We start from the raw sequence: 15,212 nt of genomic DNA, 5'->3' as shown, positions 1-15,212 counted from the left end.
TGAACCGAATCTGCTATATACTATAGACAACTGCATGACCATTGCGCGTCGGCAGGCGGATAGGAAGGCAGGTTTCCGCATTTAGCTACAGAAATGGCTTTGAAAAGCGCCGCTCTTCCGCGCGGCGTAATGAGCCTTTTCGCTGCGGAACCCGTGAAGAAAGGAATGTCCATGGCCGCGAATGCGACCGCCTTTGAAGTTGGCGACTACGTTGTTTACCCCAAGCATGGCGTGGGCCGTGTGATTGAATTGCAGAATGAAGAAATCGCCGGAATGCAGCTCGAACTCTACGTGCTGCGGTTCGAAAAGGAGCGCATGACCCTGCGCGTCCCCGTGAACAAGGTCGAGAGCATCGGCATGCGCAAGCTTTCCAGTGACAAGACGCTGAAGGAAGCGATGGAAACGCTGAAGGGCAAGCCCAAGGTGAAGCGCACGATGTGGAGCCGCCGGGCCCAGGAATACGAAGCCAAGATCAATTCGGGCGACCTGGTGTCGATCGCGGAAGTGACCCGCGACCTGTTCCGGCCTGAAGACCAGCCGGAGCAGAGCTATTCCGAACGTCAGATCTTCGAGGCTGCTTCCAGCCGTCTCGCCCGCGAACTCGCGGCGATGGAAAAGACCGACGAACCGGCCGCGCTGACCAAGATCCTCGACGTGCTGAAGGAACATGCTCCGCAGTACTACGAGAACACAGAAGACGCCTGAGCGACAGCGAGGCAAGAGATTGAAGGGGTCGCCTGTCCTGCAGGCGGCCCCTTTTTCGTCCCTGCTCTGCGGGATGCGAATTCCGCTCGACAAACGCCTTTGCGAAAGCGCGTCGCTTGGTGTATTGCCGACCTAACACGCGAACACAGGGAACCGGACAGGAGAACGGAATGGGTATCGCAAGGATTTTCGGCAAGGTCATGCCCGTGGTCGCCATGGCGGCGGCTGCAGGATTGGCCGGTTGCGATAACGTGAACGTGGAATTCGGCGAGGGTGGCGTACCGCTGGCGGAACTGGATATGACCGGCGATCCACCGTCCGATGTCGCGCTGGCCTCTCCCGATGCCGTGGTGATCACCAGTGGCGAAGAGTTTGCCATCGATGTCGAGGGCAGCGATGCAGCCCGCGACCGTCTGCGTTTCGCGCTGGACGACGATACGCTGGGAATTCACAGGGTCGAGGGCGACTGGGGCGACAGCGACATTGCCACCGTCAACATCACCATGCCCGCGCCGGGTTCGCTGATCATGGCAGGTTCGGGCACGATGCGCGCCGATGCCATGAGCGACAGTCCCGAAATCGTGATCGCCGGTTCGGGCGAGATCACCGCCGAAGGCATCGCCGCCGAGAGGATGGAAATCACGCTTGCCGGGAGCGGCACGGTCAACGCCTCGGGCAGTACCGATCGTCTGGAACTGACTGTCGCGGGCAGCGGCAGCGCAGATATGGATGATCTCCAGGTTGGCGATGCGGAAGTCACCATAGCCGGCTCCGGCGATGCCGCTTTCGCATCCGACGGCAGCGTCGAGGCAACGATCATCGGATCGGGGGATGTGCGTGTCCGCGGGTCCGCCAGCTGCACCGTAGAGAATATCGGCTCCGGCACCCTCGTTTGCGAAGGCGGCGAAACCGAGGCTGCCGAATAAGGCTGACACATCAGGCCGATGCTTCATTGATCGGTCATCTTTTCGGGTCCATGAAGGGCTATCTGCTTCTGCGTGGACCCGAGAGATGTTCAATCGCACCTACGTTCTTGCACCCTGCGCCGCGCTGATGCTGACCGGGTGCGTCGCCAAGACGGCGTTCGATGTTGTCACCGCGCCCGTCCGCGTCGGATCGCAGGTGGTGGACTGGACGACGACCAGCCAGGACGAAGCCGATCGGGCTCGCGGCCGGGAGATCCGGCGGAGGGAAGCACACGTCGGCGAACTGCAGCGCAATCTCGTGAAGCGTGAAGAGGACTGCCTCGACGGCGATGACGACGCTTGTCGGGAGGCCGTGGCTATCCGGCGCGAGATTGATGCCCTGCTGCCAACTCTCCCGCGCGAACCGAACGCCTAGCGTGTTGCTGCCCGCGCCAGCCGATCGTTGATCGCCCGGCCCATCCCTTCCGCGGGAATCGGGGCGACAGCGATTACAGGCTGCTGCGACGCAGCCCCTGCGTGGAGTGCGGCGTAGAGCTTCGCCGCTGCTTCCGCGAGGTCGCCGCCCGGCGAAAGGTTCACATCGCCGTGAATCGCGCCGAACCCAATCATGAAGCTTCCGGGCGGAGCGCGCTCCTGCCCCAGCACCACGGGTTTCCCCGGCGAGTAATGGGTCGGCAACTGGCCGGGAGCCTCGATAGTCGCGCCGCGCGACTTTGCCGGTTCGCCAAGAACAGCGGTGAGGTCTTCCATCGAGATCGGTCCCGGTCGCAGCAGCCGCCATCCTCCGTCGGCATCCAGGGCGACGATCGTCGATTCCAGACCGGCAAGGCACACTCCTCCGTCGATCACCGGCGGCGCATCCTCGCCAAAGGAGGCGAAAACATGCTCGGGCTGCGTCGGGCTGACGGCGTTGCTGCGATTGGCCGATGGTGCGGCGAGCGGCAGGTTGAGCATGGTCAGCAGTTGCGCGGCGAGCGGGTGCGCCGGTTGCCGCAGGGCAATCGTCCCCAGCCCCGCCGTCACCGCGGGTGCGATGCGCGCCGTTTCCCTCAGCGGCAGAACCAGGGTCAGCGGACCCGGCCAGAAACGCTCGGCCAGCGTCTCGGCAGTCTCGTTGAATTCTGCCAGCCCGCGCGCCATGCCGATGGAGGCGACATGCACGATCAGCGGATTGAAATCGGGCCGCCCCTTCGTGCGATAGATCTGTGCCACGGCATCGGCGCTGTCCGCGCGCGCAGCCAGCCCGTAAACGGTTTCGGTCGGCACTGCGACGATGCCGCCATCGCGCAGGATTGCGGCCGCGTAATCAAGGCCGGCTTCATCGGGCGGGATAAGGGTCGGCTTGCCGGTCATACCGCTCGCCTATAGAGATTCCGGTCATGGAAAACCAAGCGCAACTGCTTGCCCGCATTGCCGCAGCGCTCGAACGGCTCGCTCCCGGAGGGCCTGCCGCGGCCGACTGGGCCAGTCATCCGGCCTATGTCTGGGATGCGAACGGCCCGCGCGGTGTCGATCGGATCGAGGCACCCTCACTCAATCTCCTGCGCGGGATCGATCGGCAGAAGGAAACCGTGGTTGGCAATGTCGTGCGACTGGCCGGCGGGAACGCGGCTCACGACATGCTGCTGTGGGGCGCGCGCGGCATGGGCAAGTCCGCCCTGGTGCGCGCCGCCGTGGCGGACGCTCAAGGGACTGCGGGAAACATCGCACTGGTGCAGGTCGCGACTGACGCGGTGACGTCGCTTCCGCGTCTCTTCACGCAACTGGGCGGGATGGACCGCAACTTCCTGGTATTCATCGACGACCTTGGATTTGCCGAAGGCGATTCCACGACCCCGCGTCATTTGCGCAGCTGGCTGGATGGAGGTGTCGAGGCTCGCCCGGGCAATGTCCGGCTCGCAGTCACGTCCAACCGCCGCGCCATCCTGCCCCGGCATGCGAGCGAGCAGGACGATCCCGTCAACCCGCGCGACGCGGTGGACGATACGCTGGCGCTGGCAGATCGTTTCGGTCTGTCGCTCGGCTTTCACAATGCCAGCCAGGACGAATACCTCGATATCCTGCGTGGCTACGCGCGGGAATACGACCTTCCGCTCGACGAAGCCGAGGCGCTGGAATGGGCGAAGCGGCGCGGCGCGCGGTCGGGCCGTATTGCGTGGCACTTCATCACCGAACTGGCCGGACGGCAGGGAAGGCGGCTGGACTAGCCGCACTCCCCGTTCTCGATCACATGCCGATGTCGCCCGGGTCGAGCGCGCCTTCCTCGAACGCGCGGGCCGGATTGTCGGTCAGTTCCCGGCGCGGTTGCAGCCGCTCGCCCCGGTTGCGCTCGATGGCTGCGGCCCCTTCCGCGCCCGGCGCGGCGACGCGCCAGATTATATTGCCGGTGTCATCGCTCACCAGCAGCGCGCCGGTGCGGTCCCACTCCACCCAGGTCGGTCGCCCGTAGGTTTCGTCTTCTCCCGTCAGGAAGGGCTCGAGCACACGGCGCGGCTCCCCTACTGGGTTGCCGAGATCGTCGAAAGCCACGAAAACCACGTCGTAACCCGAAGGCGGAATACGGTTCCACGAACCGTGCCGGGCGATGAAGGCGCCCTGCCCGAACAAGTCGCCCATGCGGCTGCCTTCCTCGGTGAAAACCAGTCCCAGCGCCGCCACGTGGGCGCCCAACGCGTATTGCGGGGTGCGGGTATACTCGGTGAGAAAGCGCGGCATTCGCGATTCCACGCGCTCGTCCACCACGTCGTTGTAATAGACCCACGGCCAGCCGTAGTGCACGCCGATGGGCACGTTGGACAAGTAGTCGGGCACGAGGTCCGATCCCAGCATGTCGCGCTCGTTCACGGTCGTCCAGAGTTCCCCGGTCCAGGGGTTCCAGGCCATTCCGTTGGGATTGCGCAGGCCCGCGCCGTAGAGGCGTGCCTGGCCGGTCTCCAGGTTCAGTTCGTGAATTGCTGCGCGGTTCTCCTCGATCTCCATGCCGCCCTCGCCGATGTTGGAGGCGGAACCGACGGCGATGAACAGGCGCTCGCCGTCCTCGGACAGGATGATGTTGCGCATCCAGTGGTTTCCGGCCGGCGGCAGGTCGGCCAGCTTTTCGGGCTCTCCGCTCACGACGTTAGCGCCTTCCTCGTAATCGAAGCGCAGGATCTCGTCGTGGTTTGCGATGTAGAGATTGCCGTCGGCCCAGGCGATGCCGGAGGGAGAATCGAGGTCATCCTCGCGCAGCAGGTGACGCTCGTCGGCAACGCCATCCGCGTCGGTGTCCCTCAGCAGCACGAGCTGGTTGGGCGACGGCCCGGCAGAGCCCGCCTCGCTGAACAGGAAGCCGGCCACCAGGTTGGTCAGCCAGCCGCCCGCCACCTCGCCTTCGGGCGCGCGGGTCAGGGTGACCAGGATATCGCCGTTCGGCATGGCATAGATCACGCGGGGATGGTCCAGCCCCTCGGCAAACCGGTTCACCACCAGCCCTTCCGCGGCGTCGGGCACGGCGCCGTCGGGCCAGCCGATGGGCTCGGCGATTTCCACGGTCGGCACCATTTGCGGATCAGGAGCGGCCAGCGTGGGATCGGTGCCGGTCGTCTGCTCCAGCGTCAGATCGGCAGGTTCGCCCTGGAACAGCCACCAGATGACCGCAGCAGCGATCAGGATCAGCACCAGCAGGGCGATGAGGATTTTCTTCAGCGTGCTCATGGGCATGATGATTAGAAGAGCCACGTCCCCGCGGCAATGGACTTGCGCGGGCTTTCACGCGCCCAATTTGCCCGCTAAGGCGCGCCCATGTTCGACTTCACTCCCGATCCGGATGCCTCCAAGGCCGATCTCTACCGTGAACTGCTGTCCGCAGCCGATGCCCTGACCGCCGACGAGCGCGACGGTGTTGCCAACATGGCCAATGTCGCCGCGCTGCTGGGCGACTTCCTCCCCGATTGCAACTGGACCGGATTCTACAGGATGGTGGATGGCGAACTGGTGCTCGGCCCCTTCGCCGGCCGTCCTGCCTGCATCCGCATACCCCTTGGCGTCGGCGTTTGCGGAACGGCAGCAAGCACGGGCGAGACACAGCTGGTGGAGGACGTGCACGCCTTCCCCGGCCACATCGCCTGCGATGCGCGCAGCAGGTCGGAGCTGGTGGTGCCCATCCTGCGCGACGGTGCGGTGGTGGGAGTCATCGACATCGACAGCCCTGACCTGGCGCGCTTCGATGCCGATGACCGCGAGGGAATCGAGGCGCTGGCCCGGATTCTCGCGAATCGCCTGTGATGCCCCGTTACGGGACGATGGACGCGCCCCTCTAGGATTCCCGCGACTTTCGACAGTAAATACCGCATTAAGCGGGCGATCGGCCCGATTCCGAATAGGGAAATGCGCGCTATGTCGAACCGCACCAGAGTGTTTCTTCCGGCCCTGATCGGTCTGGCGCTCTCCGCACCTGTTGCTGCGCAGGATGCGCCCTTGCGCATCGAGCATGTCGACGTGCTGGAAAGCGGAGCACCTTACGAAGGGGAATGGCAGGGCCAGTGGCAGGACGGCGATACCTGGCGCGGCACCTGGACCGGCACCTATTCTGCAAGAGCAGACGAAGACCTTCGCGAATGGCGCAACATGCCCGCTGGCGAAAACCTCGGCTACTCCCGTGCCGAACGTGACGCGTGGCTTTTCGACTGCCGCCTAGTGATGGCCGGGCGCGGCGATTACTACGGCCATGACCGCTATTACGATGGCTACTACGACGACGGGCCGGACGGCGCATTGATCGGCGGACTGCTGGGTGCCGCCGTGGGAGGCGTCGCCGGCAATCGCATCGCCGATGGCGACAGGCTGGCTGGAACCCTTATCGGCGCCGGTGTGGGTGCAGTTGCGGGGGCGGCAATCGGGTCGCAGGCGGACGGCGACGATTACGACTACGAATATCGGGAACTCGACCCGAACCAACTGTGGGCCGAACGCTATTGCGATGCCTATTTGGCCCGTTACGAGATGAGCGCCGCCTGGTCCGCGCCGCAGCACGGACAGCATGGCCACCACCACGGCCCGCAATGCCGGACGATCATCCGCGTAGAACTGGTCGAGGACGAGGCGCCGCCGCCGGCCCGTCGCGCGATCTCGCCCCGGCCGCAGCCCGGCGGGAAGACAGTGCCGATCGATTAGGCCAAGTCGCGCCGCACGACTTTCCTAGTCTGCTAAGTTACTGCCTTCGCTCTATATTCCGCCGCCGGTCAGGCGCTGACAGATCAGGTCGAGCTGATCCAGCGTACGGAACCGCACCGTGACTGTACCGGAACGCGGATCCTCGTCGGTGGAAATCTTGACCGGCAGGCCAAGAAATTCCTCTAGGTGGTTCTCGACCGCAGCGATGTCGGCATCCTGAGTCGGATCGCGGGACGGGCGTGCCTGGCGACGGACAGGTGCTTCCCCACCGTTGCGAGCCTTGCGCGCCAGCTTCTCCACCTCGCGCACGGAGAGTTTGTCCTTCACCGCCTTGTCGGCCAGCTCGCCTGCATTGTCCAAACCGATGAGAGCACGGCCGTGGCCCATGTCGAGCCGACCAGCCTGCAGGTGATCGAGCACGTTCTCGGGCAGCGAAAGCAACCGCTGGAGGTTGGCGACGTGACTGCGCGACTTTTCCACGAGGCTGGCGATCTCAGCCTGCGTCATGTCTTCCAGATCGGACAGCCGCTGGTAGGCGCGCGCTTCCTCGACAGGGTTCAGGTCTTCGCGCTGGATATTCTCGATCAGCGCCAGCGCCATGACGTCGCGCTCGTCGAGATCACGAATTATTGCTGGAATTTCATGGAGTTGCGCCTTCTGGGAGGCGCGCCAGCGACGCTCTCCGGCCACCAGCTGATAGGTGCCCCTGGCGGTCGGCCGCACGATGATCGGCTGGATCACCCCACGCGAAGCGATCGAGGCCGCGAGTTCGGCCAACGCCTCGTCATCGAAGTGGCTGCGGGGCTGGTCGGGATGCGGCTCGATATCGGATATGGCCAGACTGGCAAGTCCGTCCGCACGCGGCCTGGCCCGTCCGTCACCGGGGCGGTCGCCGTCTGCGGTCGATGGTCTCGGCGCAACCAGCGGCTCTTCCCGCTTCATGTCTCCCATCAGGGCACCGAGGCCCTTGCCCAGCTTGCGACGATTGCCTGCAGGACGTGCGGCCGTGGTGTCGGTGTCGGTTTTCTCGGCCTTGCTCATGCCGCTTTCCTCTCTTCGGGCAGGCGACCGATCAGTTCCCGTGCCAGCGCCATGTAGGCTCGGCTGCCAGGGCAGGAGTGGTCGTAAATCAAGGCAGGAAGGCCGTGACTGGGCGCTTCCGACAGGCGGACGTTGCGCGGGATGACCGACTGGAACACGAGGTCGCCAAGGCACTCGCGCACATCGTCGGAAACCTGATCGGTCAGGCGATTGCGGCGATCGAACATGGTCAGCGCGATACCTATGATGCCCAGATCGGGGTTGAAGCGTTGCTGCACCTGCTCGACCGTCTGCAATAGCTGGCTGAGGCCTTCCAGCGCGAAGAATTCGCACTGTAGCGGCACTAGCAAGGTATCGGCGGCGCAGAGCGCGTTGAGCGTGAGCAGACCCAGCGAGGGCGGACAGTCGATGAAGCAGATATCGTGGCCCTTGTGGCCCGCCAGCGCCTTGCGAAGGCGATGCGTGCGGTCTTCGACGCCTACCAGCTCCACTTCTGCTCCGCTGAGGTCTACAGTGGCAGGAAGCAGGTCCAGCCCCGGAATCGATGACGTTACGGTGCATTCGCCTATTGTCGCCTCGTCCACAAGCACGTCATAGCTCGAGAGATCGCGGTCGGCAGCGCCGAGGCCTACACCGGTAGAGGCGTTGCCCTGGGGATCGAGATCGATCAGCAGTGTGCGCCAACCGCTGGCAGCCATGGCCGTAGCGATGTTGATGGCCGAGGTGGTCTTGCCCACCCCGCCCTTCTGATTGGCAATGGCGATTACGATCATCGAAGTGCGGGCCTCCCTTTGCCGATCAAAATCCCAGCGGAAGGATCCGTGGCCGATTGTTCCACGTGGAACATTTCTTGGATCTCTACTGGCTGCTCTGACAATTCAATCGCGCCCGAACGCCCTTTCGGCAACAACCATATGGTGGAGCGTGTGGAAAAACGCGCGGATAACTCGAGAAGTTTACCAAGCGGAGCAAAGGCGCGCGCCGTGATTACGCCGGTTTCGCAACTTTCCACACTTTCAAGACGGGAACCAAGGATTCGGCAATTGGTGAGCGAAAATCGGGAACATATGCGCTCGAGCCATTCGACTCTGCGCTTCCGCGATTCGACCAGGGCCATTGGCATCTCCGGCCTCGCAAGGGCTATCGCCAGGCCGGGGAACCCGGCACCGGTTCCCAGATCAAGCCAAAGGCCTGTTTCACGTGGAACATGATCAAGCAATTGCAGGCTGTCTGCGATATGACGTTCCCACACCGCATTGAGACTGGGCTTGGAAACCAGGTTTTGCTGCCGGTTCTCCTCCTCGAGGAGGGTAATGAAGGCCGTCAGACGCTCCATACCGTCGGCGTCGCACCTGTCCGCGCAGAAAGCCCTCGCCTCTTTCTCGCCGCTAATCATGCCGCCAGCGCCCGCCGCTTCGCGTGTACGAGCAGCGCAGCCATTGCGGCGGGGGTAACACCGCGCACACGTCCTGCAGCGGCAAGGTTACGCGGCTGTGCGGCAGAAAGCCGCTCGACCATTTCATTGGAAAGGCCGGGGACATCGCCGAAAGGAAAGTCGGGCCCCAGTTCGAGCGCTTCGCTGCTGCGCAAGTCGCGCAGCTCCGCGTCTTGCCTCGCGAGATAGGGAGCGTAGCTCGCGTCCTCAGTCAGTTCATGAGACAGGGGTGATTGCGGGTCGCAGCTGGGTGGGAGCCATGGTGAGAGATCGTCCATCGAGATGTCCGGCAACGAAAGCCAATCCCTCAACTTTCTCGTGCCCATATCGCGGCGCACTGTCAGGCCGGTATCGTTCAGCGCCTTGGCCTCCACCTTGGTTTCAAGCGCCCTGTTCCACGTGGAACGCTCTTCCTCGCGTTGTCTGAACCATTCGGAACGGACCTTTCCAACACATCCCGTCTCCACCGCAAGCGGGGTGAGGCGGGAGGTCGCATTGTTGGCGCGCAGGCGCAGGCGGTATTCGGCGCGAGAGGTCAGCATGCGGTAGGGTTCACTCACGCCGTGGAGCGTGAGGTCGTCGATCATCACCGCGATGTAGCTGTTCGCACGATCGATAGCGGGTGGCGCCTTGTCCAGGATCGTGCAGGCGGCGTGCAGCCCGGCGATCAGGCCCTGCGCTGCCGCTTCCTCGTATCCCGTCGTGCCATTGATCTGGCCTGCGCAATAGAGCCCGGGCATGGCTTTCAGCTGAAGGTCCGGCCCAAGCGCACGGGGGTCGATATGGTCGTATTCGACAGCGTAGCCGGGGACCTCCATGACGACCTTCTCCAGTCCCTCCATTGCCCGTAGCATGGCCAGCTGCACGTCAACCGGCAGCGAAGTGCTGATCCCGTTGGGATAGACCAGGTGCGTATCCAGGCCTTCCGGCTCGAGGAACACCTGGTGGCCGTCGCGATCCGCAAAGCGATGGATCTTGTCCTCGATCGACGGGCAATAACGCGGGCCTGCGGCGTCGATTGCGCCGGTAAACAGGGGCGAACGATGAAGGTTCTCGCCGATGATCTCATGTGCGCGCACATTCGTGCGAGTAATGGCGCAGAAGACCTGTGGGTTGGCCCGACGCGGAGTGAGCGGCGACATCGTCCATTGCTCGGTGTCCGATGGCTGCTCCTGCAAACGGGCCCAGTCGATGGTGCGCCCGTCCAGTCGCGGCGGAGTACCCGTCTTCAAGCGGGCCATGGGCAGGTCTGCACCGCGAAGCTGCTGCGCCAGCTTATGCGCCGCGCTCTCCCCCACGCGCCCTCCGTCGAACCGCTCCTCCCCCCGGAACAGCGTCCCGCCGAGGAATGTCCCTGTGCAGAGGATGACTGCCCGCGCCTCGATTTCCGAACCATCAGAGAGGCGCACTCCCCCCACTTTGCCCCCCCGAAACAACAGTTCGGACGCCTCGCCCTCGACGACCGTGAGATCGCTCTGCCCGGCGATCATGGACTGCACCGAGTTTCGGAACAGCTTGCGGTCTGCCTGCACGCGCGGGCCCTGCACAGCGCTGCCTTTCGACCGATTGAGCATGCGATAATGGATCGCACCGGCGTCCGCCGCCCGCCCCAGAAGGCCGTCAAAAGCATCCACCTCGCGGACGAGGTGACCCTTGCCGAGCCCGCCAATTGCCGGGTTGCAGCTCATGGCCCCCACCTTGCTCGCGTCGAACGTGACCAGGGCCGTGCGCGCACCCATGCGCGCAGAAGCGGCCGCTGATTCGCAACCGGCGTGGCCGCCGCCAACAACTATGACATCAAATGTGCTCATCTCGTTCGCCATTTAAAGCATCTGCTCCACGTGGAACAGGCTATTTCCCGATGCAGAAGCGTCCGAAAAGCGCGTCGAGGACGTCTTCGGTCGACGTCCGACCGACCAGCGCGTCGAATGCCTGTCGGGCGCGTCGCAGGTTCTCTGCGACAAGGAGGGGATCAGCGACAGCGCCTGCATCTTCCAAGCTTCCAGCGGCATCGGCGAGTCTCTGGCGTTGCCGTGCATTTAGAGCCGCGGTGCCGGGAACGGGCATTGCTGATCGCGCACGCGCGATCAGCGCGGATCGTAGCTTGTCCATACCCGCACCCGTCCTGGCGGAGATGCTGTGAAGCGCATGAGACTTGCCCACCCTCGCCGCTCGGTCGACCTGTGCGTCGACTTCCCAGCTGCCGGGCGGGCCCTCGCCCTCTTCACCCAGCCAAAGGACAAGGTCGGCGCGCTCGATTTCCTCACGAGCGCGAGCGATGCCCAGTTCCTCGATCACGTCGCCACTTTCGTCTCGCAGGCCAGCCATGTCGACGAAGGTGAAGGGAATTCCTCCCAAGGCTACCGACTGCGTCAGAATGTCGCGCGTGGTGCCGGCGATGTCGGCGGTGATTGCGGCTTCGCTTTCTACCAAGGCATTGAACAAGGTGGATTTTCCCGCATTCGGCGGCCCCGCCAGGGCAACACGATACCCTTCGCGCAAGGTTTCCGCATGCGGCATGGCGAGCGCTGTGAGCAGTGACTGGCGCAGTTCGGCGAGAGATGATGCGAAGCTTTTCGGCAAGGCCGCCACGTCATCCTCGTCATCGAAGTCGAGCACTGCCTCGACCTGTGCGGAAAGATGCAGCAGTTCCTCGCGCCAGCCCTCCACCTTCCGCGACAGAACACCGCCCGCCATTGCCATGGCGCTGCGTCGCTGGATCTCCGTTTCGGCCGACAACAGGTCCGCCAGTCCCTCTGCCTCGGCAAGGTCGATCCTGCCGTTGGCGAAGGCGCGACGGGTAAACTCTCCCGGCTCGGCGCGGCGGCAACCCTCGATCGCATCGAGCGCCCGCTCGACAGCGACAATGACAGCGCGCCCTCCGTGGCAATGGAACTCGGCAAGGTCCTCACCCGTGACCGACGCTGGACCGGGGAAAAACAGCACGAGGCCATCGTCCAGTGTTTCACGTGAAACATCGCGGAAGATGGCCCGCGTCGCCCGCCGCGGTTCGGGCACGGTCCCAGCCACCGCCTCTAGCGCCGTTCGCGCCTGCGGCCCCGTAACGCGGATCACACCGATCCCTGCAGGCGGAGGCCCGCTGGAAAGCGCAAAGATGGTATCCACTACCCTGACCTTAGCCGGACTTGCCCTCGCCCGATGCGGAACCCTTCTCGGCCCCCGCAGCTGCGTTGCTCGCCGCGCCTTCCATGAAATTCTGGAACATTTTCAATCCCATCTGGCCCATGGGCGCCAGCTGCTTGGCATATTGCTCCAGCTGTTCGGTGCTGGAGACCCCTTTCATGGCATTGGCGATCGTATCGACATAGATCGCGTTGGCCTGCTCCACATCGGGCAGCCCCATGAAGCGACGCGCCTCCTCCGGCGAACAGTCGATCTCGATATTGACCTTCATTGCGGACACCTTTCTCAATCGCGCGCGTAGATGAACAGACCCAAGCAACGCCAGGAGAGACGTATATGAGCGAGACAGTGCGGATTACCACCCTAGACGGCCCCGACGCTTTCGACGCCTACATCGCCCGGCCCGCCGGCGAACCGAAATCCGCGATTGTCGTGATTCAGGAAATCTTCGGCGTGAATGCCGGGATCAGACGAAAATGCGACAGCCTGACCGAAGACGGCTATCTCGCTCTCGCGCCCGACCTTTTCTGGCGCCTGGAACCCGGAGTGGAACTCGACCCGGATATCGAACCCGAATTCAAGCGCGCACTGGATCTGATGGGCAAGTTCAATCAGGACGCCGGTATTCGCGATATCGAGGCGACAATCAAATACGCACGCACAGTCGTCGGGACCGGCAAGGTCGGCGCCGTCGGTTATTGCCTGGGCGGCCGACTGGCCTACATGACCGCGGCACGCACCGATGTCGACGCGACGGTAGGCTATTACGGCGTCGGCATCGACGAGTTGCTGCGTGAGAAGGACGCGATCGCCAACCCGCTAATGCTGCACATCCCTACCGAGGACGGCTTCGTCGACAAGGAAACCCAGGCGAAGATGCACGAGGGGCTGGACAGTCATCCCAAGGTGACGCTGCACGACTACGAAGGCCTGGATCACGGCTTCGCAACCGAGTTCGGCAAGCGCCGCGACGAGGAAGCCGCGCAACTGGCGGACAAGCGAACGGCGGAGTTCTTCGCCAGGCACCTTTTATAATGGGTTCGCCCGCGCAGGCGTTTGTCATCCTGCACGAGGTTGCGGAGAGCCGCGAACCGCCCGCGTCGCTCATGCCCTGGATCGCGGAGGACGCGGTATTCCATTCGCCGGTGATGCATACGCCTCAGGAAGGGCGCGAACTGGTGGCGCAATATCTGATGGCAGCACTGCAATTGTTCTCGCAGCACGGCTTTCGCTACGTTCGCAGAATAGTCGACGGAGGCGAGGCGGCGTTCGAATTCACCGCCGAGATTGACGGGATCGAAATAAACGGGGTCGATCTCGTCTCTCTGAATTCAGACGGAAAAATCAGCGATTTCAAGGTGATGGTTCGGCCATACAAGGCCATCGAGATAGTGCGAGCGAAGATGCTTGCCCAGCTTGAAGCAGCGAAGGGCGACCGTTAGGCCGCCCTTCCCTGTTCCGATATCGACCGCGACGAACCGTTACTGGTTCATCGTCTCGAAGAAATCTTCGTTGGTCTTCGAATCCTTCATCTTGTCGAGAAGGAATTCCATCGAGTCCACGGTGCCCATCTGCATCAGGATGCGGCGCAGCACCCACATCTTGGAGAGCTGATCCTTGTCCACCAGCAATTCTTCCTTGCGGGTGCCGGACTTGCCGACGTCCAGGGCCGGGAAGATGCGCTTGTCGGCCACCTTGCGGTCCAGCACGATTTCGCTGTTACCGGTACCCTTGAATTCTTCGAAGATCACCTCGTCCATACGACTACCGGTATCGATCAGCGCGGTGGCGATGATGGAGAGCGAACCGCCCTCCTCGATGTTGCGTGCAGCACCAAAGAAGCGCTTCGGGCGCTGGAGAGCATTGGCGTCCACACCGCCGGTCAGCACCTTGCCCGAGGACGGGACCACGGTGTTGTAGGCACGGCCGAGGCGCGTGATCGAGTCGAGCAGGATGACGACGTCCTTCTTGTGCTCCACCAGGCGCTTGGCCTTTTCGATGACCATTTCGGCCACCTGAACGTGCCGGCTTGCAGGCTCGTCGAAGGTCGAGGAAATGACCTCGCCGTTCACGCTGCGCTGCATGTCGGTGACTTCTTCCGGGCGCTCGTCCACCAGCAGGACCAGCAGGAAGACTTCCGGATGGTTGTCGGTGATGGCCTTGGCGATGTTCTGCAGCAGCACGGTCTTGCCGGTGCGCGGCGGCGCCACGATCAACGCGCGCTGGCCCTTGCCCTGCGGACTGATCAGGTCGATCACGCGGGCCGACTTGTCCTTGACCGTGGGGTCCTTGGTATCGAGATTCAGGCGCTCGTCCGGATAGAGCGGCGTCAGGTTGTCGAAGTTGGTCCGGTGGCGAACGGCCTCGGGATCCTCGTAGTTGACTTCCTTCAGCTTCGTAAGCGCGAAATAGCGTTCGCCATCCTTCGGCGCGCGGATTTCACCTTCCACCGTGTCGCCGGTGCGGAGGCCCCATTTGCGGACCTGGTTGGGCGAAACGTAGATGTCGTCCGGCCCGGCGAGATAGTTCGCCTCGGGGCTGCGCAGGAAGCCGAAGCCGTCCTGCAGCACCTCGATCGTGCCGATGCCGAGGATTTCCTCGCCTTCTTCGGCCACTTCCTTGAGGATCGCGAACATCAGTTCTTGCCGGCGCAGGGTGGATGCGCCCTCGACGCCGAGTTCCTCGGCCATCGACACGAGGTCCGCCGGCGCCATTTTCTTGAGTTCTTTCAAATGCATTGATCAGGTATTCCAGATAGTTGGGATGCCGGCAGGTCGGTATGGGCTTGGAGAAAGCAGACCCGGTCGCGC

General features: G+C 63.5%; 17 protein-coding genes. 8 read left to right on the top strand and 9 right to left on the bottom strand.

Annotated elements, in window-relative coordinates:
* The first annotated feature begins 171 nt into the window (after window positions 1-171).
* From AAA989_RS07025 to AAA989_RS07015, 3 genes are all read left to right on the top strand, one after another.
* Window positions 172-705, top strand: coding sequence for a CarD family transcriptional regulator (locus tag AAA989_RS07025; protein WP_338242061.1), 534 nt, complete (start codon window positions 172-174; stop codon window positions 703-705).
* A 170-nt stretch (window positions 706-875) separates the two neighbouring features.
* A complete protein-coding gene (locus tag AAA989_RS07020) occupies window positions 876-1,631 on the top strand; it encodes a head GIN domain-containing protein (RefSeq protein ID WP_338242059.1) in 756 nt (251 codons plus the stop codon).
* 85 nt (window positions 1,632-1,716) lie between these two features.
* Window positions 1,717-2,046, top strand: coding sequence for a hypothetical protein (locus tag AAA989_RS07015; RefSeq protein ID WP_338242058.1), 330 nt, complete (start codon window positions 1,717-1,719; stop codon window positions 2,044-2,046).
* On the opposite strand, the gene AAA989_RS07010 is transcribed toward AAA989_RS07015, so the two are convergent.
* Window positions 2,043-2,984 (bottom strand): L-threonylcarbamoyladenylate synthase, encoded by a 942-nt coding sequence (locus AAA989_RS07010; RefSeq protein ID WP_338242057.1) that lies wholly within the window; start codon window positions 2,982-2,984, stop codon window positions 2,043-2,045. The genes AAA989_RS07015 and AAA989_RS07010 overlap by 4 nt on opposite strands.
* Window positions 2,985-3,010: 26 nt before the next feature.
* On the opposite strand from AAA989_RS07010, the gene AAA989_RS07005 reads away from it, so the two are divergent.
* On the top strand, window positions 3,011-3,838 hold the full coding sequence (locus AAA989_RS07005; RefSeq protein WP_338242056.1) for an ATP-binding protein: 828 nt from the start codon (window positions 3,011-3,013) through the stop codon (window positions 3,836-3,838).
* A 19-nt stretch (window positions 3,839-3,857) separates the two neighbouring features.
* Here the strand turns inward: AAA989_RS07005 and AAA989_RS07000 are convergent, their stop codons facing one another.
* Window positions 3,858-5,324 carry a PQQ-dependent sugar dehydrogenase gene (locus AAA989_RS07000; protein ID WP_338242055.1) on the bottom strand — a complete coding sequence of 489 codons (1,467 nt, stop codon included), beginning with the start codon at window positions 5,322-5,324 and terminating at the stop codon, window positions 3,858-3,860.
* Window positions 5,325-5,411: 87 nt separating this feature from the next.
* On the opposite strand from AAA989_RS07000, the gene AAA989_RS06995 reads away from it, so the two are divergent.
* Both AAA989_RS06995 and AAA989_RS06990 read left to right on the top strand, forming a co-directional pair.
* On the top strand, window positions 5,412-5,894 hold the full coding sequence (locus AAA989_RS06995; RefSeq protein ID WP_338242054.1) for a GAF domain-containing protein: 483 nt from the start codon (window positions 5,412-5,414) through the stop codon (window positions 5,892-5,894).
* A 111-nt stretch (window positions 5,895-6,005) separates the two neighbouring features.
* Window positions 6,006-6,782 carry a glycine zipper 2TM domain-containing protein gene (locus AAA989_RS06990; RefSeq protein WP_338242053.1) on the top strand — a complete coding sequence of 259 codons (777 nt, stop codon included), beginning with the start codon at window positions 6,006-6,008 and terminating at the stop codon, window positions 6,780-6,782.
* Between the two features lie 51 nt (window positions 6,783-6,833).
* Here AAA989_RS06990 and AAA989_RS06985 read toward each other — a convergent pair whose 3' ends face one another.
* From AAA989_RS06985 to AAA989_RS06960, 6 genes are read right to left on the bottom strand one after another with little or no spacing between them, the layout of a single operon-like run.
* Window positions 6,834-7,823, bottom strand: coding sequence for a ParB/RepB/Spo0J family partition protein (locus tag AAA989_RS06985; RefSeq protein WP_338242051.1), 990 nt, complete (start codon window positions 7,821-7,823; stop codon window positions 6,834-6,836).
* Window positions 7,820-8,596 (bottom strand): ParA family protein, encoded by a 777-nt coding sequence (locus tag AAA989_RS06980; protein ID WP_338242050.1) that lies wholly within the window; start codon window positions 8,594-8,596, stop codon window positions 7,820-7,822. The genes AAA989_RS06985 and AAA989_RS06980 overlap by 4 nt, the downstream gene beginning before the upstream one ends.
* Window positions 8,593-9,219, bottom strand: a complete 627-nt coding sequence (gene rsmG, locus AAA989_RS06975; protein WP_338242049.1) for a 16S rRNA (guanine(527)-N(7))-methyltransferase RsmG — start codon at window positions 9,217-9,219, stop codon at window positions 8,593-8,595. Before rsmG ends, AAA989_RS06980 begins: the two co-directional genes overlap by 4 nt.
* Window positions 9,216-11,069 carry a tRNA uridine-5-carboxymethylaminomethyl(34) synthesis enzyme MnmG gene (gene mnmG, locus AAA989_RS06970; RefSeq protein WP_338242199.1) on the bottom strand — a complete coding sequence of 618 codons (1,854 nt, stop codon included), beginning with the start codon at window positions 11,067-11,069 and terminating at the stop codon, window positions 9,216-9,218. Before mnmG ends, rsmG begins: the two co-directional genes overlap by 4 nt.
* Window positions 11,070-11,109: 40 nt before the next feature.
* Window positions 11,110-12,384: a tRNA uridine-5-carboxymethylaminomethyl(34) synthesis GTPase MnmE gene (mnmE, locus tag AAA989_RS06965; protein ID WP_338242047.1), complete on the bottom strand. Its 1,275-nt coding sequence runs from the start codon at window positions 12,382-12,384 to the stop codon at window positions 11,110-11,112.
* 10 nt (window positions 12,385-12,394) lie between these two features.
* Window positions 12,395-12,673 (bottom strand): DUF6489 family protein, encoded by a 279-nt coding sequence (locus AAA989_RS06960; protein ID WP_338242046.1) that lies wholly within the window; start codon window positions 12,671-12,673, stop codon window positions 12,395-12,397.
* Window positions 12,674-12,738: 65 nt separating this feature from the next.
* Here AAA989_RS06960 and AAA989_RS06955 point away from each other — a divergent pair, with 65 nt between their 5' ends.
* Window positions 12,739-13,437, top strand: coding sequence for a dienelactone hydrolase family protein (locus AAA989_RS06955; RefSeq protein WP_338242045.1), 699 nt, complete (start codon window positions 12,739-12,741; stop codon window positions 13,435-13,437).
* On the top strand, window positions 13,437-13,844 hold the full coding sequence (locus tag AAA989_RS06950; RefSeq protein WP_338242044.1) for a nuclear transport factor 2 family protein: 408 nt from the start codon (window positions 13,437-13,439) through the stop codon (window positions 13,842-13,844). The genes AAA989_RS06955 and AAA989_RS06950 overlap by 1 nt, the downstream gene beginning before the upstream one ends.
* Window positions 13,845-13,883: 39 nt before the next feature.
* Here AAA989_RS06950 and rho read toward each other — a convergent pair whose 3' ends face one another.
* On the bottom strand, window positions 13,884-15,140 hold the full coding sequence (gene rho / locus AAA989_RS06945; protein WP_338242043.1) for a transcription termination factor Rho: 1,257 nt from the start codon (window positions 15,138-15,140) through the stop codon (window positions 13,884-13,886).
* Window positions 15,141-15,212: the final 72 nt, after the last annotated feature.

The sequence above is a fragment of the Aurantiacibacter hainanensis genome (assembly GCF_036321025.1).
GTDB classification, from domain to species: domain Bacteria; phylum Pseudomonadota; class Alphaproteobacteria; order Sphingomonadales; family Sphingomonadaceae; genus Alteraurantiacibacter; species Alteraurantiacibacter hainanensis.
This window is presented reverse-complemented; position numbering and strand designations above follow the sequence as displayed.